The sequence below is a fragment of the Rhizobium sp. BK456 genome, from assembly GCF_014194045.1.
Classification (GTDB): domain Bacteria; phylum Pseudomonadota; class Alphaproteobacteria; order Rhizobiales; family Rhizobiaceae; genus Rhizobium; species Rhizobium redzepovicii.
Map to the genome: position 1 here is coordinate 342,255 of NZ_JACIAO010000001.1, position 18,620 is coordinate 360,874.

Annotated in this window: 22 protein-coding genes and 1 tRNA gene; 14 read left to right on the forward strand and 9 right to left on the reverse strand. The window is 61.2% G+C overall.

Annotated elements, in window-relative coordinates; genetic code table 11:
- Window positions 1-37: 37 nt before the first annotated feature.
- Both FHX03_RS02025 and FHX03_RS02030 read right to left on the reverse strand, forming a co-directional pair.
- Complete coding sequence (locus FHX03_RS02025) at window positions 38-319, reverse strand: YiaA/YiaB family inner membrane protein (RefSeq protein ID WP_003557239.1); 282 nt, start codon at window positions 317-319, stop codon at window positions 38-40.
- A gap of 49 nt (window positions 320-368) precedes the next feature.
- The gene (locus FHX03_RS02030) at window positions 369-1,055 is read right to left on the reverse strand and encodes a PspA/IM30 family protein (RefSeq protein ID WP_183852361.1); all 687 of its coding nucleotides are present in this window, start codon (window positions 1,053-1,055) and stop codon (window positions 369-371) included.
- A gap of 111 nt (window positions 1,056-1,166) precedes the next feature.
- Between FHX03_RS02030 and FHX03_RS02035 the strand changes: the two genes are divergently transcribed.
- Together FHX03_RS02035 and FHX03_RS02040 are read left to right on the forward strand one after the other, a co-directional pair.
- On the forward strand, window positions 1,167-1,784 hold the full coding sequence (locus FHX03_RS02035) for a TetR/AcrR family transcriptional regulator (RefSeq protein WP_183852950.1): 618 nt from the start codon (window positions 1,167-1,169) through the stop codon (window positions 1,782-1,784).
- A gap of 597 nt (window positions 1,785-2,381) precedes the next feature.
- Entirely contained in the window at window positions 2,382-3,149 is a 768-nt protein-coding gene (locus FHX03_RS02040) for an SDR family NAD(P)-dependent oxidoreductase (RefSeq protein WP_183852362.1), read from the forward strand.
- 65 nt (window positions 3,150-3,214) lie between these two features.
- Here FHX03_RS02040 and FHX03_RS02045 read toward each other — a convergent pair whose 3' ends face one another.
- Window positions 3,215-4,360, reverse strand: a complete 1,146-nt coding sequence (locus FHX03_RS02045) for a DUF4263 domain-containing protein (RefSeq protein ID WP_246699182.1) — start codon at window positions 4,358-4,360, stop codon at window positions 3,215-3,217.
- A 170-nt stretch (window positions 4,361-4,530) separates the two neighbouring features.
- The gene (locus FHX03_RS02050; protein ID WP_183852364.1) at window positions 4,531-5,670 is read right to left on the reverse strand and encodes a PD-(D/E)XK nuclease family protein; all 1,140 of its coding nucleotides are present in this window, start codon (window positions 5,668-5,670) and stop codon (window positions 4,531-4,533) included.
- 590 nt (window positions 5,671-6,260) lie between these two features.
- Between FHX03_RS02050 and FHX03_RS02055 the strand changes: the two genes are divergently transcribed.
- The 5 genes from FHX03_RS02055 to FHX03_RS02075 all read left to right on the forward strand — a co-directional run bounded on the left by FHX03_RS02055 (window position 6,261) and on the right by FHX03_RS02075 (window position 7,821).
- Window positions 6,261-6,539, forward strand: coding sequence for a hypothetical protein (locus FHX03_RS02055; RefSeq protein WP_183852366.1), 279 nt, complete (start codon window positions 6,261-6,263; stop codon window positions 6,537-6,539).
- Between the two features lie 5 nt (window positions 6,540-6,544).
- Window positions 6,545-6,727 (forward strand): hypothetical protein, encoded by a 183-nt coding sequence (locus FHX03_RS02060; protein WP_183852368.1) that lies wholly within the window; start codon window positions 6,545-6,547, stop codon window positions 6,725-6,727.
- Window positions 6,728-6,786: 59 nt separating this feature from the next.
- Window positions 6,787-6,993, forward strand: a complete 207-nt coding sequence (locus FHX03_RS02065) for a hypothetical protein (protein WP_183852370.1) — start codon at window positions 6,787-6,789, stop codon at window positions 6,991-6,993.
- Window positions 6,990-7,325: a DUF2293 domain-containing protein gene (locus FHX03_RS02070; RefSeq protein WP_312865330.1), complete on the forward strand. Its 336-nt coding sequence runs from the start codon at window positions 6,990-6,992 to the stop codon at window positions 7,323-7,325. Before FHX03_RS02065 ends, FHX03_RS02070 begins: the two co-directional genes overlap by 4 nt.
- Before the next feature lie 304 nt (window positions 7,326-7,629).
- Entirely contained in the window at window positions 7,630-7,821 is a 192-nt protein-coding gene (locus tag FHX03_RS02075; protein ID WP_183852374.1) for a hypothetical protein, read from the forward strand.
- Between the two features lie 236 nt (window positions 7,822-8,057).
- Here the strand turns inward: FHX03_RS02075 and FHX03_RS02080 are convergent, their stop codons facing one another.
- Window positions 8,058-8,759 carry a hypothetical protein gene (locus tag FHX03_RS02080; RefSeq protein ID WP_183852376.1) on the reverse strand — a complete coding sequence of 234 codons (702 nt, stop codon included), beginning with the start codon at window positions 8,757-8,759 and terminating at the stop codon, window positions 8,058-8,060.
- Window positions 8,760-8,932: 173 nt separating this feature from the next.
- Window positions 8,933-9,006, reverse strand: a tRNA-Gln gene (locus FHX03_RS02085).
- Window positions 9,007-9,168: 162 nt separating this feature from the next.
- Here FHX03_RS02085 and FHX03_RS02090 point away from each other — a divergent pair.
- Genes FHX03_RS02090 through FHX03_RS02100 form a run of 3 tightly spaced genes read left to right on the forward strand, consistent with a single transcriptional unit; the run spans window position 9,169 to window position 12,278 of the window.
- Window positions 9,169-10,077, forward strand: a complete 909-nt coding sequence (locus tag FHX03_RS02090; protein WP_183852378.1) for an MBL fold metallo-hydrolase — start codon at window positions 9,169-9,171, stop codon at window positions 10,075-10,077.
- Window positions 10,078-10,098: 21 nt separating this feature from the next.
- Complete coding sequence (locus tag FHX03_RS02095; RefSeq protein ID WP_183852379.1) at window positions 10,099-10,548, forward strand: thiol-disulfide oxidoreductase DCC family protein; 450 nt, start codon at window positions 10,099-10,101, stop codon at window positions 10,546-10,548.
- On the forward strand, window positions 10,545-12,278 hold the full coding sequence (locus FHX03_RS02100; protein WP_183852381.1) for an SDR family oxidoreductase: 1,734 nt from the start codon (window positions 10,545-10,547) through the stop codon (window positions 12,276-12,278). The genes FHX03_RS02095 and FHX03_RS02100 overlap by 4 nt, the downstream gene beginning before the upstream one ends.
- 368 nt (window positions 12,279-12,646) lie before the next feature.
- Here the strand turns inward: FHX03_RS02100 and FHX03_RS02105 are convergent, their stop codons facing one another.
- Entirely contained in the window at window positions 12,647-13,552 is a 906-nt protein-coding gene (locus FHX03_RS02105; RefSeq protein WP_183852383.1) for a DUF1499 domain-containing protein, read from the reverse strand.
- A 108-nt stretch (window positions 13,553-13,660) separates the two neighbouring features.
- Between FHX03_RS02105 and FHX03_RS02110 the strand changes: the two genes are divergently transcribed.
- Together FHX03_RS02110 and FHX03_RS02115 are read left to right on the forward strand one after the other, a co-directional pair.
- Window positions 13,661-13,912, forward strand: coding sequence for a hypothetical protein (locus FHX03_RS02110; protein ID WP_183852385.1), 252 nt, complete (start codon window positions 13,661-13,663; stop codon window positions 13,910-13,912).
- Entirely contained in the window at window positions 13,909-14,298 is a 390-nt protein-coding gene (locus FHX03_RS02115; RefSeq protein ID WP_183852387.1) for a hypothetical protein, read from the forward strand. The genes FHX03_RS02110 and FHX03_RS02115 overlap by 4 nt, the downstream gene beginning before the upstream one ends.
- A 19-nt stretch (window positions 14,299-14,317) precedes the next feature.
- Here the strand turns inward: FHX03_RS02115 and FHX03_RS02120 are convergent, their stop codons facing one another.
- On the reverse strand, window positions 14,318-14,563 hold the full coding sequence (locus tag FHX03_RS02120; RefSeq protein WP_037073946.1) for a hypothetical protein: 246 nt from the start codon (window positions 14,561-14,563) through the stop codon (window positions 14,318-14,320).
- A 103-nt stretch (window positions 14,564-14,666) separates the two neighbouring features.
- Between FHX03_RS02120 and FHX03_RS02125 the strand changes: the two genes are divergently transcribed.
- Together FHX03_RS02125 and FHX03_RS02130 are read left to right on the forward strand one after the other, a co-directional pair.
- Window positions 14,667-14,864, forward strand: coding sequence for a hypothetical protein (locus FHX03_RS02125; protein ID WP_097624184.1), 198 nt, complete (start codon window positions 14,667-14,669; stop codon window positions 14,862-14,864).
- 294 nt (window positions 14,865-15,158) lie between these two features.
- Window positions 15,159-15,434 (forward strand): hypothetical protein, encoded by a 276-nt coding sequence (locus tag FHX03_RS02130; RefSeq protein ID WP_097624152.1) that lies wholly within the window; start codon window positions 15,159-15,161, stop codon window positions 15,432-15,434.
- 11 nt (window positions 15,435-15,445) lie between these two features.
- Here FHX03_RS02130 and ppdK read toward each other — a convergent pair whose 3' ends face one another.
- Window positions 15,446-18,130 carry a pyruvate, phosphate dikinase gene (gene ppdK / locus FHX03_RS02135; protein WP_183852389.1) on the reverse strand — a complete coding sequence of 895 codons (2,685 nt, stop codon included), beginning with the start codon at window positions 18,128-18,130 and terminating at the stop codon, window positions 15,446-15,448.
- Window positions 18,131-18,620 lie beyond the last annotated feature (490 nt).

Consider the following 18,620-nt stretch of genomic DNA (forward strand, 5'->3'; position numbering starts at 1 on the left):
GAGTGCGATAACAACTCTGCAGTGCGGTTAACGAAGATCAATCTTCATCGTTACGATTGAACTTGACCAGCAGTTTCTCGGTGCGGGCATCCTCGACCTTGCGGATCAGCTTCTCGGATTCGGCATTGTCGCGCAGCGTCTTGGTGATGTTCACCGTGGTCTGCACCAGCATTAGAATGCCCATGGCGAGATAGCCTTTGCCCCAGAGATCGAGCGGCATCATGTAAAGGCCAAGCGCCAGCATGAAGGCGGCCGAGCCGAAGGAGATGTAGGAGAAGCTGACCCAGCTTGAGGAATGTTTCTGGAAACTGTCGTTCATATCAGTGGTCCCTATGGTTCGATGGATGAATGGTTCGATGGATGCAATTTCAGGCAGCAGGCGTGATGCGGCTCTTCAGCCGCGCCAGCACATCATCGGCGGATGAGCGCAGCGGCGCCCCGCAGCCGGCATTGGCAAGCTTCTCGATGATGCCGGCCGGGCGGATGGCGCCTTCCATGTCCTTCAGGGCTGCGGCCGTCAGCTCATTCTGGCTCTGGCGCAGGCGAAGGCGGGCCAGGGTCTCCTCGGCATCGTCGAGCGTCGCAAGGCCCGGACCGGCGACGACGACATCGAGCTTCTGCGCCTCCTGCGTGGCCCGCGCCAGCCGCTCGCCGCGCTGCAATTCCTGCAGCCGCGCCTCGGAGGCGCGGACGATCGCCTTCAGCTTGTCGATGGAGCTGGTGAACTGACCTTGCGCCTTCTCCGATGCATCGCGCTCGGCTTCGAGATAGGCGATCGCTTCGGCCGCCTCGCGGGCCAGGCCCTCATTGCCCTTCGCCAATGCGGCGGAGGCGCGGTTTTCGAGATCGGCGATGCGGGCGACGATCGCTGCGTGCTGCACCCTCTCCTGTTCGTTCTGGGCGATGGCGACGGCGACGCTGCGGCGCGCCGACTGGATCGATTGGGCGGCATCGCGGATCTGCTGGGCAAGCAGCGGCACGGCGTGGCAGTCGGCGAAGGCCTGTTCGGCATCATGCGCCCTGCCCCGCAACAAAATGGAAATCAGTTTGAACATTTCCTTCCTCCGGTTTATGAACGTTGTTCACGAGAGGTGTTATGCCAGAATCATGAACGTCGTTCAAGATAAATTTTGAACGACGTTCAAAAAATCGAAGTGGAATGGTTAATGGCCGGCAGACGAGAAGAAAAACGCGAAGACCTGAAGGCCCGGCTGATCGAGGCGGCGCGCGATCGCATCGCCCGCGACGGGCTGACCAATCTGCGCGCCCGCGACATCACCCAGGATGCCGGCTGCGCGCTTGGCGGCCTCTACACGGTCTTTTCAGACCTCGCCGAGCTCGTCATCCACGTCAACTCCGCCACGCTGAAGGCGCTGGAGGCGAGGCTGACGCTTTCCGAAACCAAGGACAAGCCGCCGACCGACCGGCTGCGCAACCTGGCGCAGGGCTACCTCAGCTTCGCCGTCGAGCACCGGAACCTCTGGAAGGCGCTGTTCGACCACTTCCCCCCCGACACCAGCCCGACACCACAGTGGCACCTCGACGAACACCTCTTCCTGATGGACGTGATCGCCGAACCGCTGGCCGAACTGCAACCCGACATGCCCCCCGCAGACCGGGCCATCCGCGCCCGCACGCTGTTTGGCGCCGTGCATGGGGTGGTGAGCATCAGCCTCGAAGGCCGCTTCGTCGGCCTGCCGCTGGAGCGGCTGGCGCGGGAGGTGGATGAGCTGGTGCAGACGATTGCGGCGGGGGCGGAGCGGCGGCGTGAAGCGGGCGTGTGAGGTGGCGTTTGGTGAAGTGGCGGGGTCGAGTGGCGCAGGCTGACGTTGCCGTTTTCGCCGAGCCCCACCCCATCCTCCGTCATCCTCGGGCTTGACCCGAGGATCTACACCCGCCGCCATGATGCCGGCGGGCACTGGAGTCAAGCCACTGAAATCACCGTGAAAAATGCCCCTCATCCGCCTGCCGGAACCTCTCCCTGGGTCGAGCCACGTGTCTCGCCCCGTCCTTCGGACGCCCGCAGGCGGGGCGAAGGGGATATGCCGCAACCTCTCCGTCCCCCAGTAACCTCTCGCGAGGTACGTCCCCTCGCCCCGTTTTTACGGGGAGAGGGTTAGGGTGAGGGGCAGGCATGGGCACGAAGGGCAGCCGTAAATCCTCACGCTGAGAGGACAGACCTGCGAAGCGCCACCAGCCATATTACCGAGCGGGAAAATTCATAGCCTCAACTCCGCTCCACATCCCGAAATATCCCGATCGGTAAATTCCCATGGATCCTCACCTGGGAGCACGGGAACCCACGCCCCAACTCCCGCATTGAGCAGCCCAACGAAAGCTGCTTGACTGACGCCCTCCACGCCGCCGCGAAAGGACACCCCATGAGCCGTATTTTCATCACCGGTTCCACCGATGGCCTCGGCCTTGCCGCCGCCCGCACCCTGATGAAGGAAGGCCACGACGTCGTGCTGCACGCCCGCTCCCGGGAGCGCGCCGCCGCCATATCAGCGGTTTCCTCTGCCGCGCTCGGCCTCGTCATCGGCGATCTCGCCAGCGCCACGGAAACGCAATCGATTGCCGAGCAGGTCAACGCCATCGGCCGCATGGACGCCGTCATCCACAATGCCGGCATCTATCTCGAGAGGAGCCGCGGCGAAACGCCTGATGGTCACGCCAAGACGCTGGCGGTGAATGTGCTTGCCCCCTATCTGCTCACCGCCTGGATCGCCCGTCCCGATCGCCTGGTCTATCTCACGAGCGGCATGCACCGCAGCGGCGCCAGCAGCCTTGACGATATCGACTGGCAGCGGCGGCCATGGAACGCCAGCCAGGCCTATTCGGAAAGCAAGCTCCATATCGCCACCCTCGCCGCCGCCATCGCCCGCCATTGGCCTGATGTTCTGAGCAACGCGGTAGACCCCGGCTGGGTGCCGACCAAGATGGGCGGCGCCGGCGCGCCCGATGACCTGGAGATGGGGCATCTCACCCAGACATGGCTTGCGGCAAGTGATGATGGGGCCGCCAAGGTCAGCGGTGGGTATTGGTATCATCGGCAGCGGCGGGAAGCGGCTGCGGAGGTCAGCGACCCTGGGTTTCAGGATGCGCTGGTGGGGAAGCTTGCGGAACTCACAGGTGTTCGGCTGTTTTGAGAGCGCGGGCAAGGCAGAAGGCTGAGTTAGCAGACGCTGGCGCTGCTCGATGTTTGCCAGCAGCATCAACCTTTGTCGTTGCTGATTTCCGCCAGGGCGGACCTTATGCGAGGTCGCAAGCAGTTGATAAATGCATTGGTACGCTCTCGGAGCCAAGCCATCGCGCGCTGCCGTTCACTAGATCCATCGAGAGCGCCCACGACATATTGCTGAGATATATCCGGTCGTGGCTGCGAAAAATCCACCGTCGCACCGGAAAGTTCAGCGGCTATGTCACCGGCCTGGTCTGCAAGCATGAGTGAAGCACGCTCTCCGGGTGAGCCCAGATTTGACGAAAGAAATAGTCCGACAGCATTGGAACGGCCCTCGCGATAGACGGTCAACCAACTGGAGCCACCGGGAGCACCGAACTTGAACACGATATGTCCGCCAAAAGACGGAGCCGGCAGCATCTGCTCGGGGTCGTCGAGGCGCAGGCCGGCAAGGAACTCTGACCAGAATTGATGTCTCGTTTCGCGCCGACGCGCTCGTGCCGCTAGTTTCTCCGGCGAGTCGGCCGAACCCTGAGACTCGTCCTCTCCATCATCAGGCTCAGCAATGATCATGCCATCCGGAACCGAGATAACGTTCCGGGAGATTGTCAGCGTCCTTGCCAGGACCCGAGGCACAATGATCTTCGAGCCGTCTTCCATAAGGTAGATCGGCATCTCCACGAGACCGAAGGTGAAATGAAGACCGGCATGAGCCTGCAAGTACTCGGCGATCGACTCAACGCCTTCTCGTATTCCGTCGCCGACGATGAGCAGCAAGAACCGACCGCGTCGCAGGTTGAAAGTCAGAGCATCATTAAAGGCGATCTCATCCACATCGTGGCCGGCCTCCCTGACCATATCCAGCAGGACATTGCCCTTGCGACCCAGGCGACGGCTTGCTTCCCGCTGCAAATCGGAAGCTGACCATTTCGTGAGCTCCTTGGAATAGTCCAGGATCTGCCCGACCACTTCGCGACGACCCTCAGGGTTGCGCCATAGTTTGCATTCGACCAGAACAGGTAGGCCGGTCGCCGTGATCAGCAGGTTGTCGATCGGTCCTGCCGGCGTATTCAGTTCGCGGCAGATTGAAACAGGATCGACAAAGAGTGGATCAATCTCAGCAATTGGCAAGCAAGACGGATGGCGATGCACGAATTCCTGGATCGCAGCCTCGCTCAACCCGTGACCATCTATCCCAAGCCCGAGCGGCCGAACTGGTGACACCCTCGATCCATCGGCCGAGACTAGGAGTGGAGTTGCATGCTGCCTGGTCATCATCCTGCTTTCGCGAATATAGTAAAGGCGCCCGCTGACACAGCGTTAGCTTGTGCCGCCATCTTGGCCTGCCCTCATCCGATCGGATCGAAGCGCTCAAGCGCCTTTTCCAGCTCCCCGCCCCCAAAAAGGACCGTCGACCATTCTCTGATCTGCGCGTGCATAGCGAGGAGCTGACTCGTCTCATCGCTGTTTTCGAGGAATTCGCTCAGACTCCTCTGCGCTATAAAAAGCGTATGAGGATTCTGATTGTCACGATCGCCTGCCAGACGAACCACTCCGCCACATTGCCGGACTTGACTGGCCCGCTTTTGGAGTGCTGACACAACTTCGGCTCGCCCAACGACAGTTGGATTGGCTTCTATGCGCATCATCAGGTCCACGCTTGCATCGCTGCCGTCAGCGAATTTCACTCGGTGATCCTGGTTGGAATGAAGATATCCAATTGTGATCGTTCCGTTCCAGTCGTGCCGGTGAAAAACGATTGCGATTCGGCCATATTGATCTCTCACCTCTTGCCGTGTTGCGTCTTGGTAGTGCGGCGGCAGAAAATCCCACGCTGATTCATTCAGGAGTTTTTCGCAGTAGCGCCGGAGACGTTTCAAAAAATCTCTTGTGGTGACGTAGCTTTGAAGCAGGCTCTGAGTAATCGGCTCTGGCGGGTTTAGCCCGTGTTTATTCATGAATTCCACCAATTCCTGTGAAGATCGACAGTCTTGCGACGAAGTGGCGAGAAGAGAGTAAATCTGCTGCCATTCAAAGATATGAAACGTAGAACTGAGCGAGCCGCGTTGCGTCGAAGCATTGCGACAGTCGATAGAATTCGCGCTTAGGAAAACCAGGTTAGCATTCGGTTGACCTGCAATCAGCCGATCATATTTTGCGATCTGCGAGTGATCATATCGTGCCCCCCATTTCACCTCCACGAGCAGGGAGAAGGGCTGGCCAGAGGTCAAAACTCCTCGGATGTCGATGTCAGGATAGATCGTCGTCTCTCGCTCATCATCCACATGTGAGGCCCGCGTGCAGATCCTTAAATCGGCATCGATCACCTCGCTGCCGAGGATCTTTTTGAACCACCCCGTGCGGAACGTTTCGTTCCTGCGCAAACAGTAGACGAAAGACTCGGTAAGGAAGTTCTCGCCTGGCGTCCTGCCGTCGCCCGGCCGCCAGTGAAAAAGGCTGATAAAAAGGTTTGGGTTGCTATCCATCATGCCTTTTCCCACGCTCCGTCACCCAGGTTATTCCTCGGTTACGCCGACTTTGAATGACAAACCGTGTCGCTTAGTGTCGCCGCAATCAGATATTCCGATTCGGGGAAATATGCCCATGAGGATCGCGTCATCCGCCCGCACGCTCTTTGGCGACGACTACGGCGTCACTGTGCCGGCTCCTCCGGAGCTTGACCTGTGGCAGCAATACCAAGGATAGCGCCCAGAGGCATATTGTCGATCTCCCTGGCCCAATCCATGTATCCGGTTGAGTTCCTACCTTTGACAAGCGCGGATGCAGCCCTCGACAGCCTCGTAGCCATCGCCCGGAACTTCGAACCGGCAGCGCCCGACGATCTCCGCACGCGGATTATCGAAGTGCTCGGCGATCTCGGCATCTGGCCGATTGATTGCCTAATGGCTCAATGGGACACGATTCCACGCCTAGTCGCTTAATGAAATCAAGCGCTTATCACTCACCTACAGAATCCTGTTGAAAAGTAACTCGCTTTCAAGCTTAAGCGAAAACTACCGAAGCAGTTGCAGCCGCTTCGGTAGATCGAAACCCCAAACCTACGATGAAAGAGGTTCTTATGACCGCAAATATCATGCTGCCCGCATACGCCGCAATGGTCATGAACGGCACTCCGACCGAGCAGATGGGCCGGCACCAGTTCAATAGCTACCTTCACGAACTCTTTAAGTGCGAGCGCGAGAACACCGTTACTGCAGACGAGGTTTACGAAGCTGACGACTTCTATGTCGAGGTATTCAAGGACACCCCGGACGGCCCCATGGTCGCGGTGCACGATGCATCGTCTCAGTTGGTCGAAATCTACCGGTATTCAACTGACACGATGCAGGCAGCATAATGCCTATGCCGAAGAACACGCCCGCCGTCTTTGACGAAATTCTTGCTGACTACCGACACGGCACCATCGACGCCGAATCGGTTCGCAGTCGCATCGCCGTTGCGATCGAGGCCGACCCGTCATTGCAGAAGTTCAAGGATGAACACCTTGCATGGACGGACCACGACGATGCCGTCAATTGGCTTTGAAATGATCTAGAGCGACAGGCCCGCCAATCACGGCGGGCCTTTTCCTTTTGGAGTTTATCATGTCCAGCAGATACGAGGGAATGACCGCAGAGGACGCCGACGACCTCATGGTCGGGATAATCGGCCTTCTTGTAAGTGAGGCGATGCAAGAAGCCAGGGCGATGACGCAGGAGGAATGGGATTTGCGGGATGCGGCTTATCTCCCCCACTACTTTGCCAGCGCGATTTTCTACACCGTCCAGAACCGCCTTCGGGATGCGCCGTGAAGACGCGTGCCCAAAGACGGCGCGAGCGGAAAAAGCAGTGGTTCGTCCAAGCTGAAGTCGAAGAATTCATTCGCCGCAAATATCCCGCATGTCCAGAATTTGCGGTCGTCTACTTCGCGACCCGCATTTGCACGGTGCCGAAGAATTGGCGTAGTGCACCAACAGCCGAAGCGGTTGACGTTACGATGCAGAATGAGCTTCGGCACCAGATGACCGATTACGACCAGCTTATGTTGGTTGGCGTTCGCCGGAAGGAAGCGCGCCGACGTGTGCAGCCGAAGATCAACTCAATGATTGAGCTTTGGAAGCGGCGAGCATCTTCAATCACATAGCGGGAAATTGTGGACAACGTGGAAAACAAACGATTTCTGTTTGTAGTGATTCGAAATCGTTGACGCGCCTATCGGCTCAGATACTATATCTAGTGTTCGAGGTTCCCCCGATTCGCGAACACGACCGCTCACCGTCCTGGCAGACGGAGAAGCGGTCGTCACATAGCGTGACCGCACACGTTAACAATGCTCTGCCGTGCGGGCGTTCTGGTGTTAAGGAGATGTTCTCTCGCTTTGACGATGAGAGTCTACATACTCCGATTCGCTAGGGCAAGGCAGAGCGCAAGGCATAAGGAGAAAAATTATGCCTCATAGTAAGCGCTCGCCGCGCGTAACGGCGGATATGGCTGCGAAGATCAAGCAGCTTCTAGCAGAGAAGATGATGCAGCACGACATCGCTGCGAAGTTCGGTATCAATCCGGGCCGCGTAAGCGAAATCAAAACAGGCCAACGCTTTCGTGAAGTGCGTCCGGAGATCGGTGGCGCACATGCCTAAGAAGCAATCGTCGTCACCTGTATCTACCCTCGCATCGCGAGTTCTCTCAGGCTCCAAAAAGCCAAGCGCAGCCGATGCGAAGCGCCTTGCGGCTTCGGTCTTGTCGCAAGACGAGAAGAAGGGCAAATAGCTCAATCACCGCTGTAGACTGACTGCGGCCCGCCGGTGAAGATCGGCGGGTTTTTCTTTTTTTCAGGCTCGACTTGGATAGAAATGAAAAAGCGTTGAACGATTTCTTAGTGGGTGGCATCCGGAATTGGCTGGAGAAGCTTGAGAACGAGAGGGTCCAGTTCCGGCGAGGTCGCATTCTTCTGGATAGTTTCTACGCCAACTTCATCAACAACCGCGTTTTCAATGTTTTGGCCACACTCTTCACCAATCGAGCGGAGACGAACATAGTCCAGCTCCACGCCGGTATTATCGACTAGGTCAATGGAGCTATCGATCGACTTCCTAGTTTGATCAATAATTTTGGTGAAAAAGAGAGTTTTGCCTTCGGGGGTGAAACCGCGGTAAAGCCCGACGGCCGCGAGGTTGTATTGAAGATCCTCTAGTGCGTTGCCATAAGCTTCCCGCTGCTCGATCGAAATATTAACCTCCGCGTTGCCGATGATTGGTTTTTTAGCGGGCCTACCGTCTTCGCCACGATAGATTTTCCACTTTCGAGCACGAACAGGGCCATTCCGAATCGTCCGACAGGCAGTCATAAGTGCCTCGCTAATCTTCAAATATCCAGCATTACGGTCGGCCGCAATTAGTTGTTCCTTCATCAGGTCAGTTTGACGCCAAGTGCCAACCGTTGCAGCAGCCGAAATGATCAGAGCCAAGGTCGCTATGATGAGCGCAATCCGCTCCGAGGACCCACTCGCGCTACCTGTGACAAAAATCGCGTTTTTCTTATTCCAAGGAAACCAAGCTTCACGAGCGCGTTCGATCATTCATTCCTCGCGAATCTTAAGGTGTAAATCAAGCGAGTTTCGCGTTCAGATTTTGGTTGTCAAACTCAAACGAACTATGGCGCAAATGATACGGAAAGATACCACGGAAAACTGTTACGGTTAGCTTTCACTAATACATCGTAAATCATTGATTTTATTTAGTAAACAAACAATGGCTGGGGCGCCTGGATTCGAACCAGGGATGACGGTACCAAAAACCGTTGCCTTACCGCTTGGCGACGCCCCACCAGAGCTTGAGCGGAAACCGCTTGCTCAAATCGACGCCTGATTAGCAAAGCTCTTCGCCTGTCACAATGACTAAGTTTAACCCGGCGCAGATTTATGCGCTGCGCAGCACCCGCCGTCGTGCTAGGAATTGGCGACGTCATCGGCCCGAGATCATTCCTTCATGGACAGTCCCGCATTCGACCTCGCTTTCGAGCCGGCCTATGGGCAGGCCGTGCCAGTGGCTTCAGGGGTCGAGCGGGTTACGGTGAACAATCCCGGGCCTTTCACCTTTTTCGGCACCAACAGCTATATCGTCGGCTCTTCCTCGGTCGCGGTCATCGATCCCGGCCCGGAGGACGAGGCGCATTATCAGGCGCTGATGGCGGCACTTTCCGGCCGCGCGGTGACGCATATCTTCGTCAGCCACACGCATCGCGACCACTCACCGCTGGCCCGCCGGCTGCAGGCGGCAACCGGGGCGGTGACGGTGGGCCAGGGGCCACACCGGCCGGCGCGGCCGCTGAGGGATGGCGAGATCAATCCCTTTGCGGAAAGCTCGGATCTATCCTTCGTGCCCGACATAACGCTCGGTGACGGCGAGAGCCTATCGGGCGATGGCTGGGCGCTGAGCGCGGTGCTGACGCCGGGGCACACGGCCAATCATGCCGCCTTCGCGCTTCAGGGACGCGACATCCTCTTCTCCGGCGATCACGTCATGGCCTGGTCGACCTCGATCGTCGCGCCGCCGGACGGTTCGATGGCGGATTACATGGAATCGCTCGAGCGGCTGATTGCGCGCGACGACCGGCTGTTGCTGCCCGGCCATGGCGGGCCGGTGACGGAGCCGGCCGGATTCCTCAGGGCGCTGAAGGCGCATCGCCTCAAGCGCGAGCAGGCGGTGCTGGCGCGTATGCAGGCGGGCGACACTGAGATTGCCGAGATGGTGAAGGTGATTTATCGCGATACCGATCCGAAGCTGCATGGGGCGGCCGCCCTTTCGGTGCTCGCCCATATCGAGGATCTCCTGGAGCGCGGCGAGATCGCGGCCGATGGGCCGCCCTCGCTTGCCGCCACCTACCGGCTGTTGTAAGCGGGAGATGGGGAGATTACCATGGCGCGTGCCGCTTACAGCTATCGCAGCGATGCCGATGTGCCTGATTTTGCCGATGACCAGCCGCTTGTTGTTTTCGATGGCGAATGCGTCTTCTGCTCCGGCTGGGTGAAATTCGCGCTGAAGCACGACAGCAAGCGGCGCTACCGCTTCCTCGCCGCCCAGACGCCGCTCGGCGCAGCACTCTACCGGCATTATGGGCTGAATGAGCGCGACTATGAGACCAATATCCTCATCGAAAATGGCCGCGCCTTCTTCAAGTCGGATGGGTCGATCCGCATGGTGGCCGGCCTCGGCTTTCCCTATTCGCTGGTCAGGATCTTCCGGCTGCTGCCGCGGCGGGTGGCCGATGCGCTCTATGAATTCATCGCCCGCAACCGGCTGAAGATCGCCGGCCGGCAAAGCTGCATGGTGCCGACGCCGGAGCAGCGCAGCCGTTTCATCGCATGAGCGGCGAGCGGCTCTCGCTGCTGATCATCGGCGGCTACGGCACGTTCGGCGGCCGGCTGGCGCGGCTGCTTGGCGATCAACCGCGCCTAAGGCTGTTGATCGCCGGGCGCTCGCTTGAAAAGGCCGATGATTTCGTTGCCGATCTCAGATCCCCGAAAGATGGATCCGAGGGCCTCGGAAGCAGCAATCTCGGGGCAACGCTGCAGGCGGTAGCCTTCGATCGTGACGGCGATCTCGCGGAACAGCTGACGCGGCTGCGGCCGGATCTCGTCGTCGATGCCTCCGGGCCGTTTCAGAGTTTTGGGCAAGACCCCTATAAGGTCGTGCGCGCCTGCATCGGGCTCGACATCGATTATGCCGATCTCGCCGACAGCACCGGCTTCGTCGCTGGGATCGGCGAGCTCGATGCCGAGGCGAGAGCGAAGGGGGTTTTTGCGCTCTCCGGTCTCAGCAGCCTGCCGGCGCTGTCCTTCGCCGCGCTCGAAGTGATGGCGCCGCGGTTTTCCCGGATCGATGCGGTGGCCGCCGGCATTGCCCCGTCGGCGCATGTGAAGATCGGGCTCAATGTCGTGAGAGCAATCGCCAGTTATGCCGGCAAGCCGGTCTCGGTGCTGCGCCAGGGGCGGCCGGCGCAGGCGCGCGGGCTGATCGAGGCGATGCGGGTGACGGTCGCCCCGCCCGGGGTGGCGCCGCTCAAGAGCCGGAATTTCCTGCTGGTGGATGCGCCGGATCTGGCGCTGCTGCCGGGCCGCTTTGCCGGCCTGCAATCCAGCTTCACCGGGGTCGGCACGGAGCCGCAGCTGCTGCAGCGGCTGCTTGGGCTTGCGGCAGGTCTCACGCGGCGGAAGCTGCTGCCGTCGCTGACGCCGTTTGCGCGGCTCATGCAGCGGGCGAGCCACGGCCTGGCGATCGGCGAGCATCGCGGCGGCATGTTCGTGCGCCTGAGCGGCCTCGATGCCGCCGGCAAGCCGCTTGCCTGCGGCTGGCATCTGATTGCCGAGGGGGATGACGGGCCGTTCATTCCGGTCACCGGCGTGGCGGCGCTGGTGCGCCGGCTGCTGCGCGGCGTCCGGCCGGAGAGTGGCGCGCGGCCGGCGACGGGGGAATTGCGGCTGGAAGATTTCGAGGCGGAATTCCGGCGGTTCTCGATTGCAACAGGGATCAGGACGGAAAGCGAGGGTGCCGGCCTGCCGCTTTACATCAGGGTGCTCGGCAGCGCCTTCGCGCGGCTGCCGCCGGCCATATCAGCCATGCATGCGGGCGGATATTCGGGCAGCGCCCGTGTCGCCTCCGGGCGGGCGCGGGTCGAGCGCGGCAGCGGGTGGCTGGCGAGGATCGTCGCCCGGCTGATCGGCTTTCCCCCGGCCGGCGAGGATGTGCCGGTCACGGTGCGCTTTACCGCCGATGGCGAGAAGGAGATCTGGACGCGGCATTTCGGGAATAGGTGCTTCCACAGCCTGCAGCTCGAGGGCAAGGGCCGCGACCGGCATCTGCTCGCCGAGGTGTTCGGGCCGTTCCGGGTGCTGGTGGCGCTGGTGCCGGAGGGGGAGAGGCTGCGGCTGGCGGTGCGCGGCTGGTCGTTTTGCGGGATGCCGCTGCCGCTGTTTCTGGCGCCGGGCGGGGAGACGTTCGAGGAGGAACGTGAGGGGCGGTTCCATTTTCACGTCGAGATCGGCGGGCGGCTGACGGGGTTGGTGGTGAGATATACGGGGTGGTTGGTGATGGAGTGAGCCCTCTCCAGCCTCATCCCGAGATGCGTAGCCCGCAGGGCGAAGCCTCGAAGGACGGGGCTGGCCACCTTCGCGATGCCGCGGCAATTCAGCCACCCGCCCTCTTCTTTCGAGGCCCCTGCGGGGCACATCAGGATGAGGGCTGATCGTGGTGCGTGTCGCCGTCTCTCCAGAGGCCGATCGTCGAATTCGCGGCATCGTAAGAATGTCGAGCCTGCCGCACCCTCTCCCGGCCCTTCGCTTTAAGCTCAGGGCGTTCGCCGCTGCAATCGATTCACTGGATCGATTGCTGCCGCTCCGCGGCACCTCGGCTCACCCACTGCAATCGATTCACTGGATCGATTGCTGGCGCTTTGCGCCACCGCGGCTCACCCACCCGCAATCCCCAGCAACTCGGCGTCCAGCGCCTTCAAATAATCCCCGGCGATTTCCGCGCTGAAGCCGAGGTCGTGTTGGCCGTAGCGGGAGGCGACGCGGATGTCGACGAAGGTGGTTTCGGCCTCTTCGCGCAGCCGAATGAGGATATCGAAGCGCAGGCCGAGGATCAGCGTGCGGTTGGTCGCCTGCAGCGTCACGCCGTTGGCGCCGCGGATCAGCTTGGCGACATCGTCGTCATAGGGGCGCGGCGTCGGCACGGGAATGATGCCGGGCGCATCGGCAACGGCCTCGTCGCCGGGCTCGGGTTTGGCCGGTCCGTCCTCCGGGTCGCGGTCCGGCTCGCTGGTGCCGGTGCTTCTGACGATGGTAAAGCCGCTCTGCTTGGCGACCTTGCGCACCGCTTCCAGCACGCGGTCGAGCGCGCCCTCATAGCGCCGGCCGGTCAGCTCGGGATAGGCTGATATCTGCTTTTCGCGATCCTCCGGCGTCACGAGATTGCGCTTCAGCCAGATCTGATCGGATTTCGGGGGCGACAGCCAGTCAGGGGCTGCGACCGGGTCGGTGGAGACGTCGTAGATATCAGGCAGCGTCATGTAGCGCTCGGCGGCGAAGGCGCCGATGCCGAGCGGAAAGGCGGCATAGATCAGGGCGGCGAGTGCGGCCAGCCCGCCTTCGGCGCCTGTCATCCAGAGGCTGCGCAGGCCGACTGCGGCCAGCATGGCGGCCAGCAGCCCGCAGCCGGCGGCGGCGATCAGAAGCAGCACGAGATAGGGGGTGGCGAGGCCGCCGAAGCGATGGGCGATCAGCACCGCCAGCGCCAGAACCAGCGAAAACGCCCCGAGCAGCCGCGAAAAGCGGGCGGCGCCTGAAACGGGACGGTCGAAACGGATGGCCATCAAACTTACCGGTTGCTCGTCAGCGCCGCGCCATCAAACAACGCAAATCGCCATAACCCTGTTTAGAGCAAGATGCCGAAAAGTGTGAAGCGGTTTTCGGACGACATCATGCTCTATTTCTTTGATTTGGATCCGGATTCAGATTTTTGGCCAGCCCGGCCCAAAATCATCCGGATCTGGGCAGGTTCGGCTGAGTTGAAGCTGTTGTCTTGGAATATCAGCCGGAATTCGCCTGGGATGGCCGAGGCGAAAGGTGAGGCGAAGACGGGGCCATTTCATGAGCCCTTGCTGATATGGTTAAAAAGGGTCATTCTGCCGCGGTTTCATCTCCGAATTCAAAGGCAAGGAGAGACGGGATGATTTCACCGGAGATAGCAGCCAGGCCGCAGGCGTCCGCGCTTGGCGGGATCGACCACAGCGAACCGATGCTGCCATTGGAGCTCGTCGAGCTCGAACTTTCGCTCGAAGGTTATGCCGGCGGCGATGCCGGTTTCTGCGAGGCAGTGCGCCAGGCAGCACAGCGGTCGGGCGGCGAGCTGCTGTTCGACCTGCCGGCCGGCGGTCTTATCGCGGATTGCCGGCGCATCGCCGTGCTGCGCATTCCCGATGGCGGCAGTCAGATGCGCGTCGTGCTGGCGCTGCTCGATCATGCCGGCACCGAAATCCGCATGCAGGCGCCCAACGAGGAGACCGCGCATCTGGTGCGCTTCGCCGATGCCTTCATCGAGTTGCTGGAGCGGATCTGACGCGTGATTTTTGCGCAATTTAGCGCCGCTCGGCCGCAGCCTCCGCCAGGCTGCGGAAGGGAAACTTGCGGCCGCATTCGCATTTCAGCATGAAGCTTTCCTGGTGGTTGGACGGCCGCTGCACGCCAAAACCGCGCGGCAGCTGATCGACCTTGAAATCCGGGTGCTTGCGCTTGGGATCGTCGATCTCCGAGGCTTCGGCAAAGCCCTCATTGCCGCATTGCGGGCAGTTCAGTTTCTTCGAAAATCGATCGCGGATGGCCATGCTCGTCCTCATGCTTGAGGCCTTCTCATACAGAGGAATGCCGGCTGGTGAAAGTGGAACCATCTTCCGGCGGTGCCGTTCCCTCCTCGAAAAGGAGGCCATCATGCCGAACAGAGATCCTATTCCGACACCGACGACCGATACGCCGCGCGGGCCGACGCCGACACCCGGCATTCCCGACCGCATCCAGGAAAAACCGCCACTGACGCCTGCCCAGGACCCCGGCGATACGAAAAACCCGCAGGACCCGCCGCTCAATCCGGCGCTGCTGCCGATCGGCGATCCGGCCGGGGCGGCTTGACCGTCACACTCGCTCGTGCTTGTGCGGAGTCTCCCTGCTTTGGCGGCTTTGACGAAAACGCCAACCACACTCTCCGTCATCCCAGGCCTTGAGCCTGGGATCCATGCCACTGCCGCTGATGGATGCTCGGCTCAAGGCCGAGCATGGCGGAAGGTGGGGTGGGCAGGAGAAACCATTCACACGTAGACATCCCTGTCGGCCATCCGCCAGCGAAACCAGAGGCACGCCCGCGGCCCGAAACTTGACGCCCGCACCCGAATGGCATTTCCTCCGGGAAAAGCAAGGAATACCCCGATGCGCACCGCTGTCCTCATCACCCTTCTCGCCGCCATCACCGGCCTGTCCGCCTGTCAGACGATGACGCCGGAGGAGCGGCGGGCGGCGGATGAGCAGCGGTGTTTAAGCTATGGTTTCCGCCGCGGCACCGATGGTTTTGCCACCTGCCTGCAGCGCATCGATCTCGACCGGCGGGCCGAATCGCGGGCGCAGAGTGCCGAGATGATGCAGAGCATGGCCTGGGATTTGAACGGGCCCTATATCTACCGCGATCGCTGGCACCATCATCATTGAGGCCGAGCTGACTACTTCCCCCGGAGGTCTTTCAGACCGCCTGATATGACCGCCTGCGCCGCCGCCAATCTGGCGATCGGCACGCGGAACGGCGAACAGGAGACATAGTCGAGGCCGATCGTTTCGCAGAAGCGGATCGAGGCCGGGTCGCCGCCATGTTCGCCGCAGATGCCGAGCTTCATGTCGTTGCGGGTGCGCCTTCCGCGTTCCGCGGCGATGCTGATCAATTCGCCGACCCCGTCGAAATCGAGTGAGATGAACGGGTCATGCTCGATGATGCCCTTGCGCTGGTAGGTGGGGATGAAGGCCGAGGCATCGTCGCGCGAGATGCCGAAGGTGGTCTGCGTCAGGTCGTTGGTGCCGAAGGAGAAGAATTCGGCGGCTTCGGCAATCACATGGGCGCGCAGCGCCGCCCGCGGCAGCTCGATCATCGTGCCGACGAGATAATCGATCTTCATGCCGGCCTCGCTCATCACATCGCCGGCGACCTCGTCGATGCGGGCCTTGACGTAGTCGAGCTCGGAGCGCAGGCCGACCAGCGGCACCATGATCTCGGGCACGACGGCCGCGCCGGTCTCCTTCGCCGCGGCAACCGCCGCCTCGAAGATGGCGCGGGCCTGCATCTCGACGATCTCCGGATAGGAGATCGCCAGCCGGCAGCCGCGATGGCCGAGCATCGGGTTGAACTCGTGCAGCGCATCGACGCGCTGGCGCAAGGCCTGCGCTTCCATGCCCATGGCGAAGGCGACTTCGGTCACCTCGTCATCGGTCTTCGGTAGGAATTCGTGCAGCGGCGGGTCGAGCAGGCGGATCGTTACCGGCAGGCCGTGCATGACGGTGAAGAGACCGGTGAAATCCAGCCGCTGCATCGGCAGCAGCTTGTCGAGCGCCAGCCGCCTGCCCTTCTCATCGACGGCCAGGATCATCTCGCGCATGACATGGATGCGCTCGCCCTCGAAGAACATGTGCTCGGTGCGGCAAAGGCCGATGCCTTCGGCCCCGAAGGAGCGGGCGGCCATCGCATCGGCCGGCGTATCGGCATTGGTGCGTACCGTCATCCGCCTGGCGCGGTCGGCCCAGCCCATGATCCGGCCGAAATCGCCCGAGAGTTCCGGCTGGATCATCGGCACCTCGCCCTTCAGCACCTGGCCGGCCGAGCCGTCGATGGTGATGATGTCGCCCTTCTTCAGGGTGACGCCAATGCCGAGCAGCCGCTCGTTGCGCTGATCGATGCGCATGGTGCCGGCGCCGACGACGCAGGGGATGCCCATGCCGCGGGCAACGACTGCCGCATGGCTGGTCATGCCGCCGCGCGTCGTCAGGATGCCTTCGGCGGCATGCATGCCGTGAATATCCTCCGGGCTGGTCTCGACGCGCAGCAGGATGACCTTGCGGCCCTCGGATTCCGCCTCGACGGCCTCTTCGGCGGTGAAGACGATGGCGCCGGTCGCAGCGCCGGGCGAAGCCGGCAGGCCGGTGCCGATCACCTGGCGGGTGACGCGCGGATCGATTGTGGGATGCAGCAGCTGGTCGAGGCTGGAGGGTTCGATGCGCAGCACCGCCTGGTCCTCGGTGATCACTCCCTCATCGACCATGTCGACGGCGATCTTCATCGCCGCCCGGGTCGAGCGTTTGCCCGAACGGGTCTGCAGCATCCACAGCTTGCCGCGCTCGATGGTGAATTCGATATCCTGCATGTCGCGGTAATGGATCTCAAGCTCGCTGCAGATGCGGCAAAGCTCGCGAAACGCCTCCGGCATCAGCTTTTCCATCGAGGGTTTTTCAGAGCCGGAGGAAATCCGCCCCTCCTCGGTGATGCTCTGCGGCGTGCGGATGCCGGCAACGACATCCTCGCCTTGCGCATTGACCAGGAATTCGCCGTAGAGCGCCTTCTCGCCTGTGGAGGGGTTGCGGGTGAAGGCGACGCCGGTCGCAGACGCATTGCCAAGATTGCCGAAGACCATCGCCTGGATGTTGACGGCCGTGCCCCAGCCTTCGGGAATATTGTGGAGCTGGCGGTAGGTGACGGCGCGCGCGCTCTTCCAGCTGGAAAAGACGGCGCCGACCGCGCCCCAGAGCTGGACTTCCGGATCCTGCGGGAATTCCTGCTCCAGTTCCTCCTCGATCAGCTTCTTGTAGAGCGAGACGATGTGCTGCCATTCCGAGGCGCTGAGTTCGGTATCGGTTTCATGGCCGAGCTTGGCTTTCTCGTCCTCGAGGATCTCCTCGAAGGCGTCGTTGCCGAGACCCATGACGACATCGGCATACATCTGGATGAAGCGGCGGTAGCTGTCCCAGGCAAAACGCGCGTCGCCGGCATCATGGCCGAGCGCCTGCACCGTCTCGTCGTTGAGGCCGAGATTGAGCACCGTGTCCATCATGCCGGGCATGGAAACACGGGCGCCGGAGCGCACCGAAAGCAGCAGCGGCTGGCTGCCGGAGCCGAAGCGACGGCCGGTGATCGCCTCGATGCCCGCAATGCCGGCGCGCACCTCGGCCTTTACGCCGTCCTCGATATGGCGGCCATTCCTGTAATAGGTGTTGCAGGCATCGCCGATGATCGTCAGCCCCGGCGGAACCGGCAGACCCAGCGCGCACATTTCCGCCAGATTGGCGCCCTTGCCGCCCAGAATCTCGTGATCGCGCGCCCGGCCCTCAGCCTGCCCGTCGCCGAACGTATAGACCCACTTGGTCATCTTCCCCCCAACACCAAACCGGGATTAGCTTAATCCGTTGGTGTTGAAATGAAAATCGACAAATGCGGCAGAATGTTGCGTTGCACAATAAATCTTCGGCAGGGCAGCGATCGAAACGATTGAAACATCGCCCGGCACGAAGACGGCATAAAAAAAGCTTTGCGGGACTGCAACATGTCCCGCAAAGCCTTGTTTCCGTCCGGCCAGGAAAACCGGACGGGGGGTCCCTCAACCCAGGGCACTTTCCTCAAGTAATGGAATGCCCTATCGCTTGGTCTTCACGCAATTCCTGCGAAAGCCGCTTTGCGCGCCTCCTGGAACTGCCCCCGATTTTCCGGCTCTTGCCCTCTGCCCGGAAAACCGCCTGCAAATCCGACAATACGCACATATGACCGCCCACGTTTCCGCAGAAGCATCAGGTTGCGTTGAAACAACTTCTAATGCAAGTCATCGCAAAGAGCATCACCCAAATGGGGTACGAGCCGCAAAG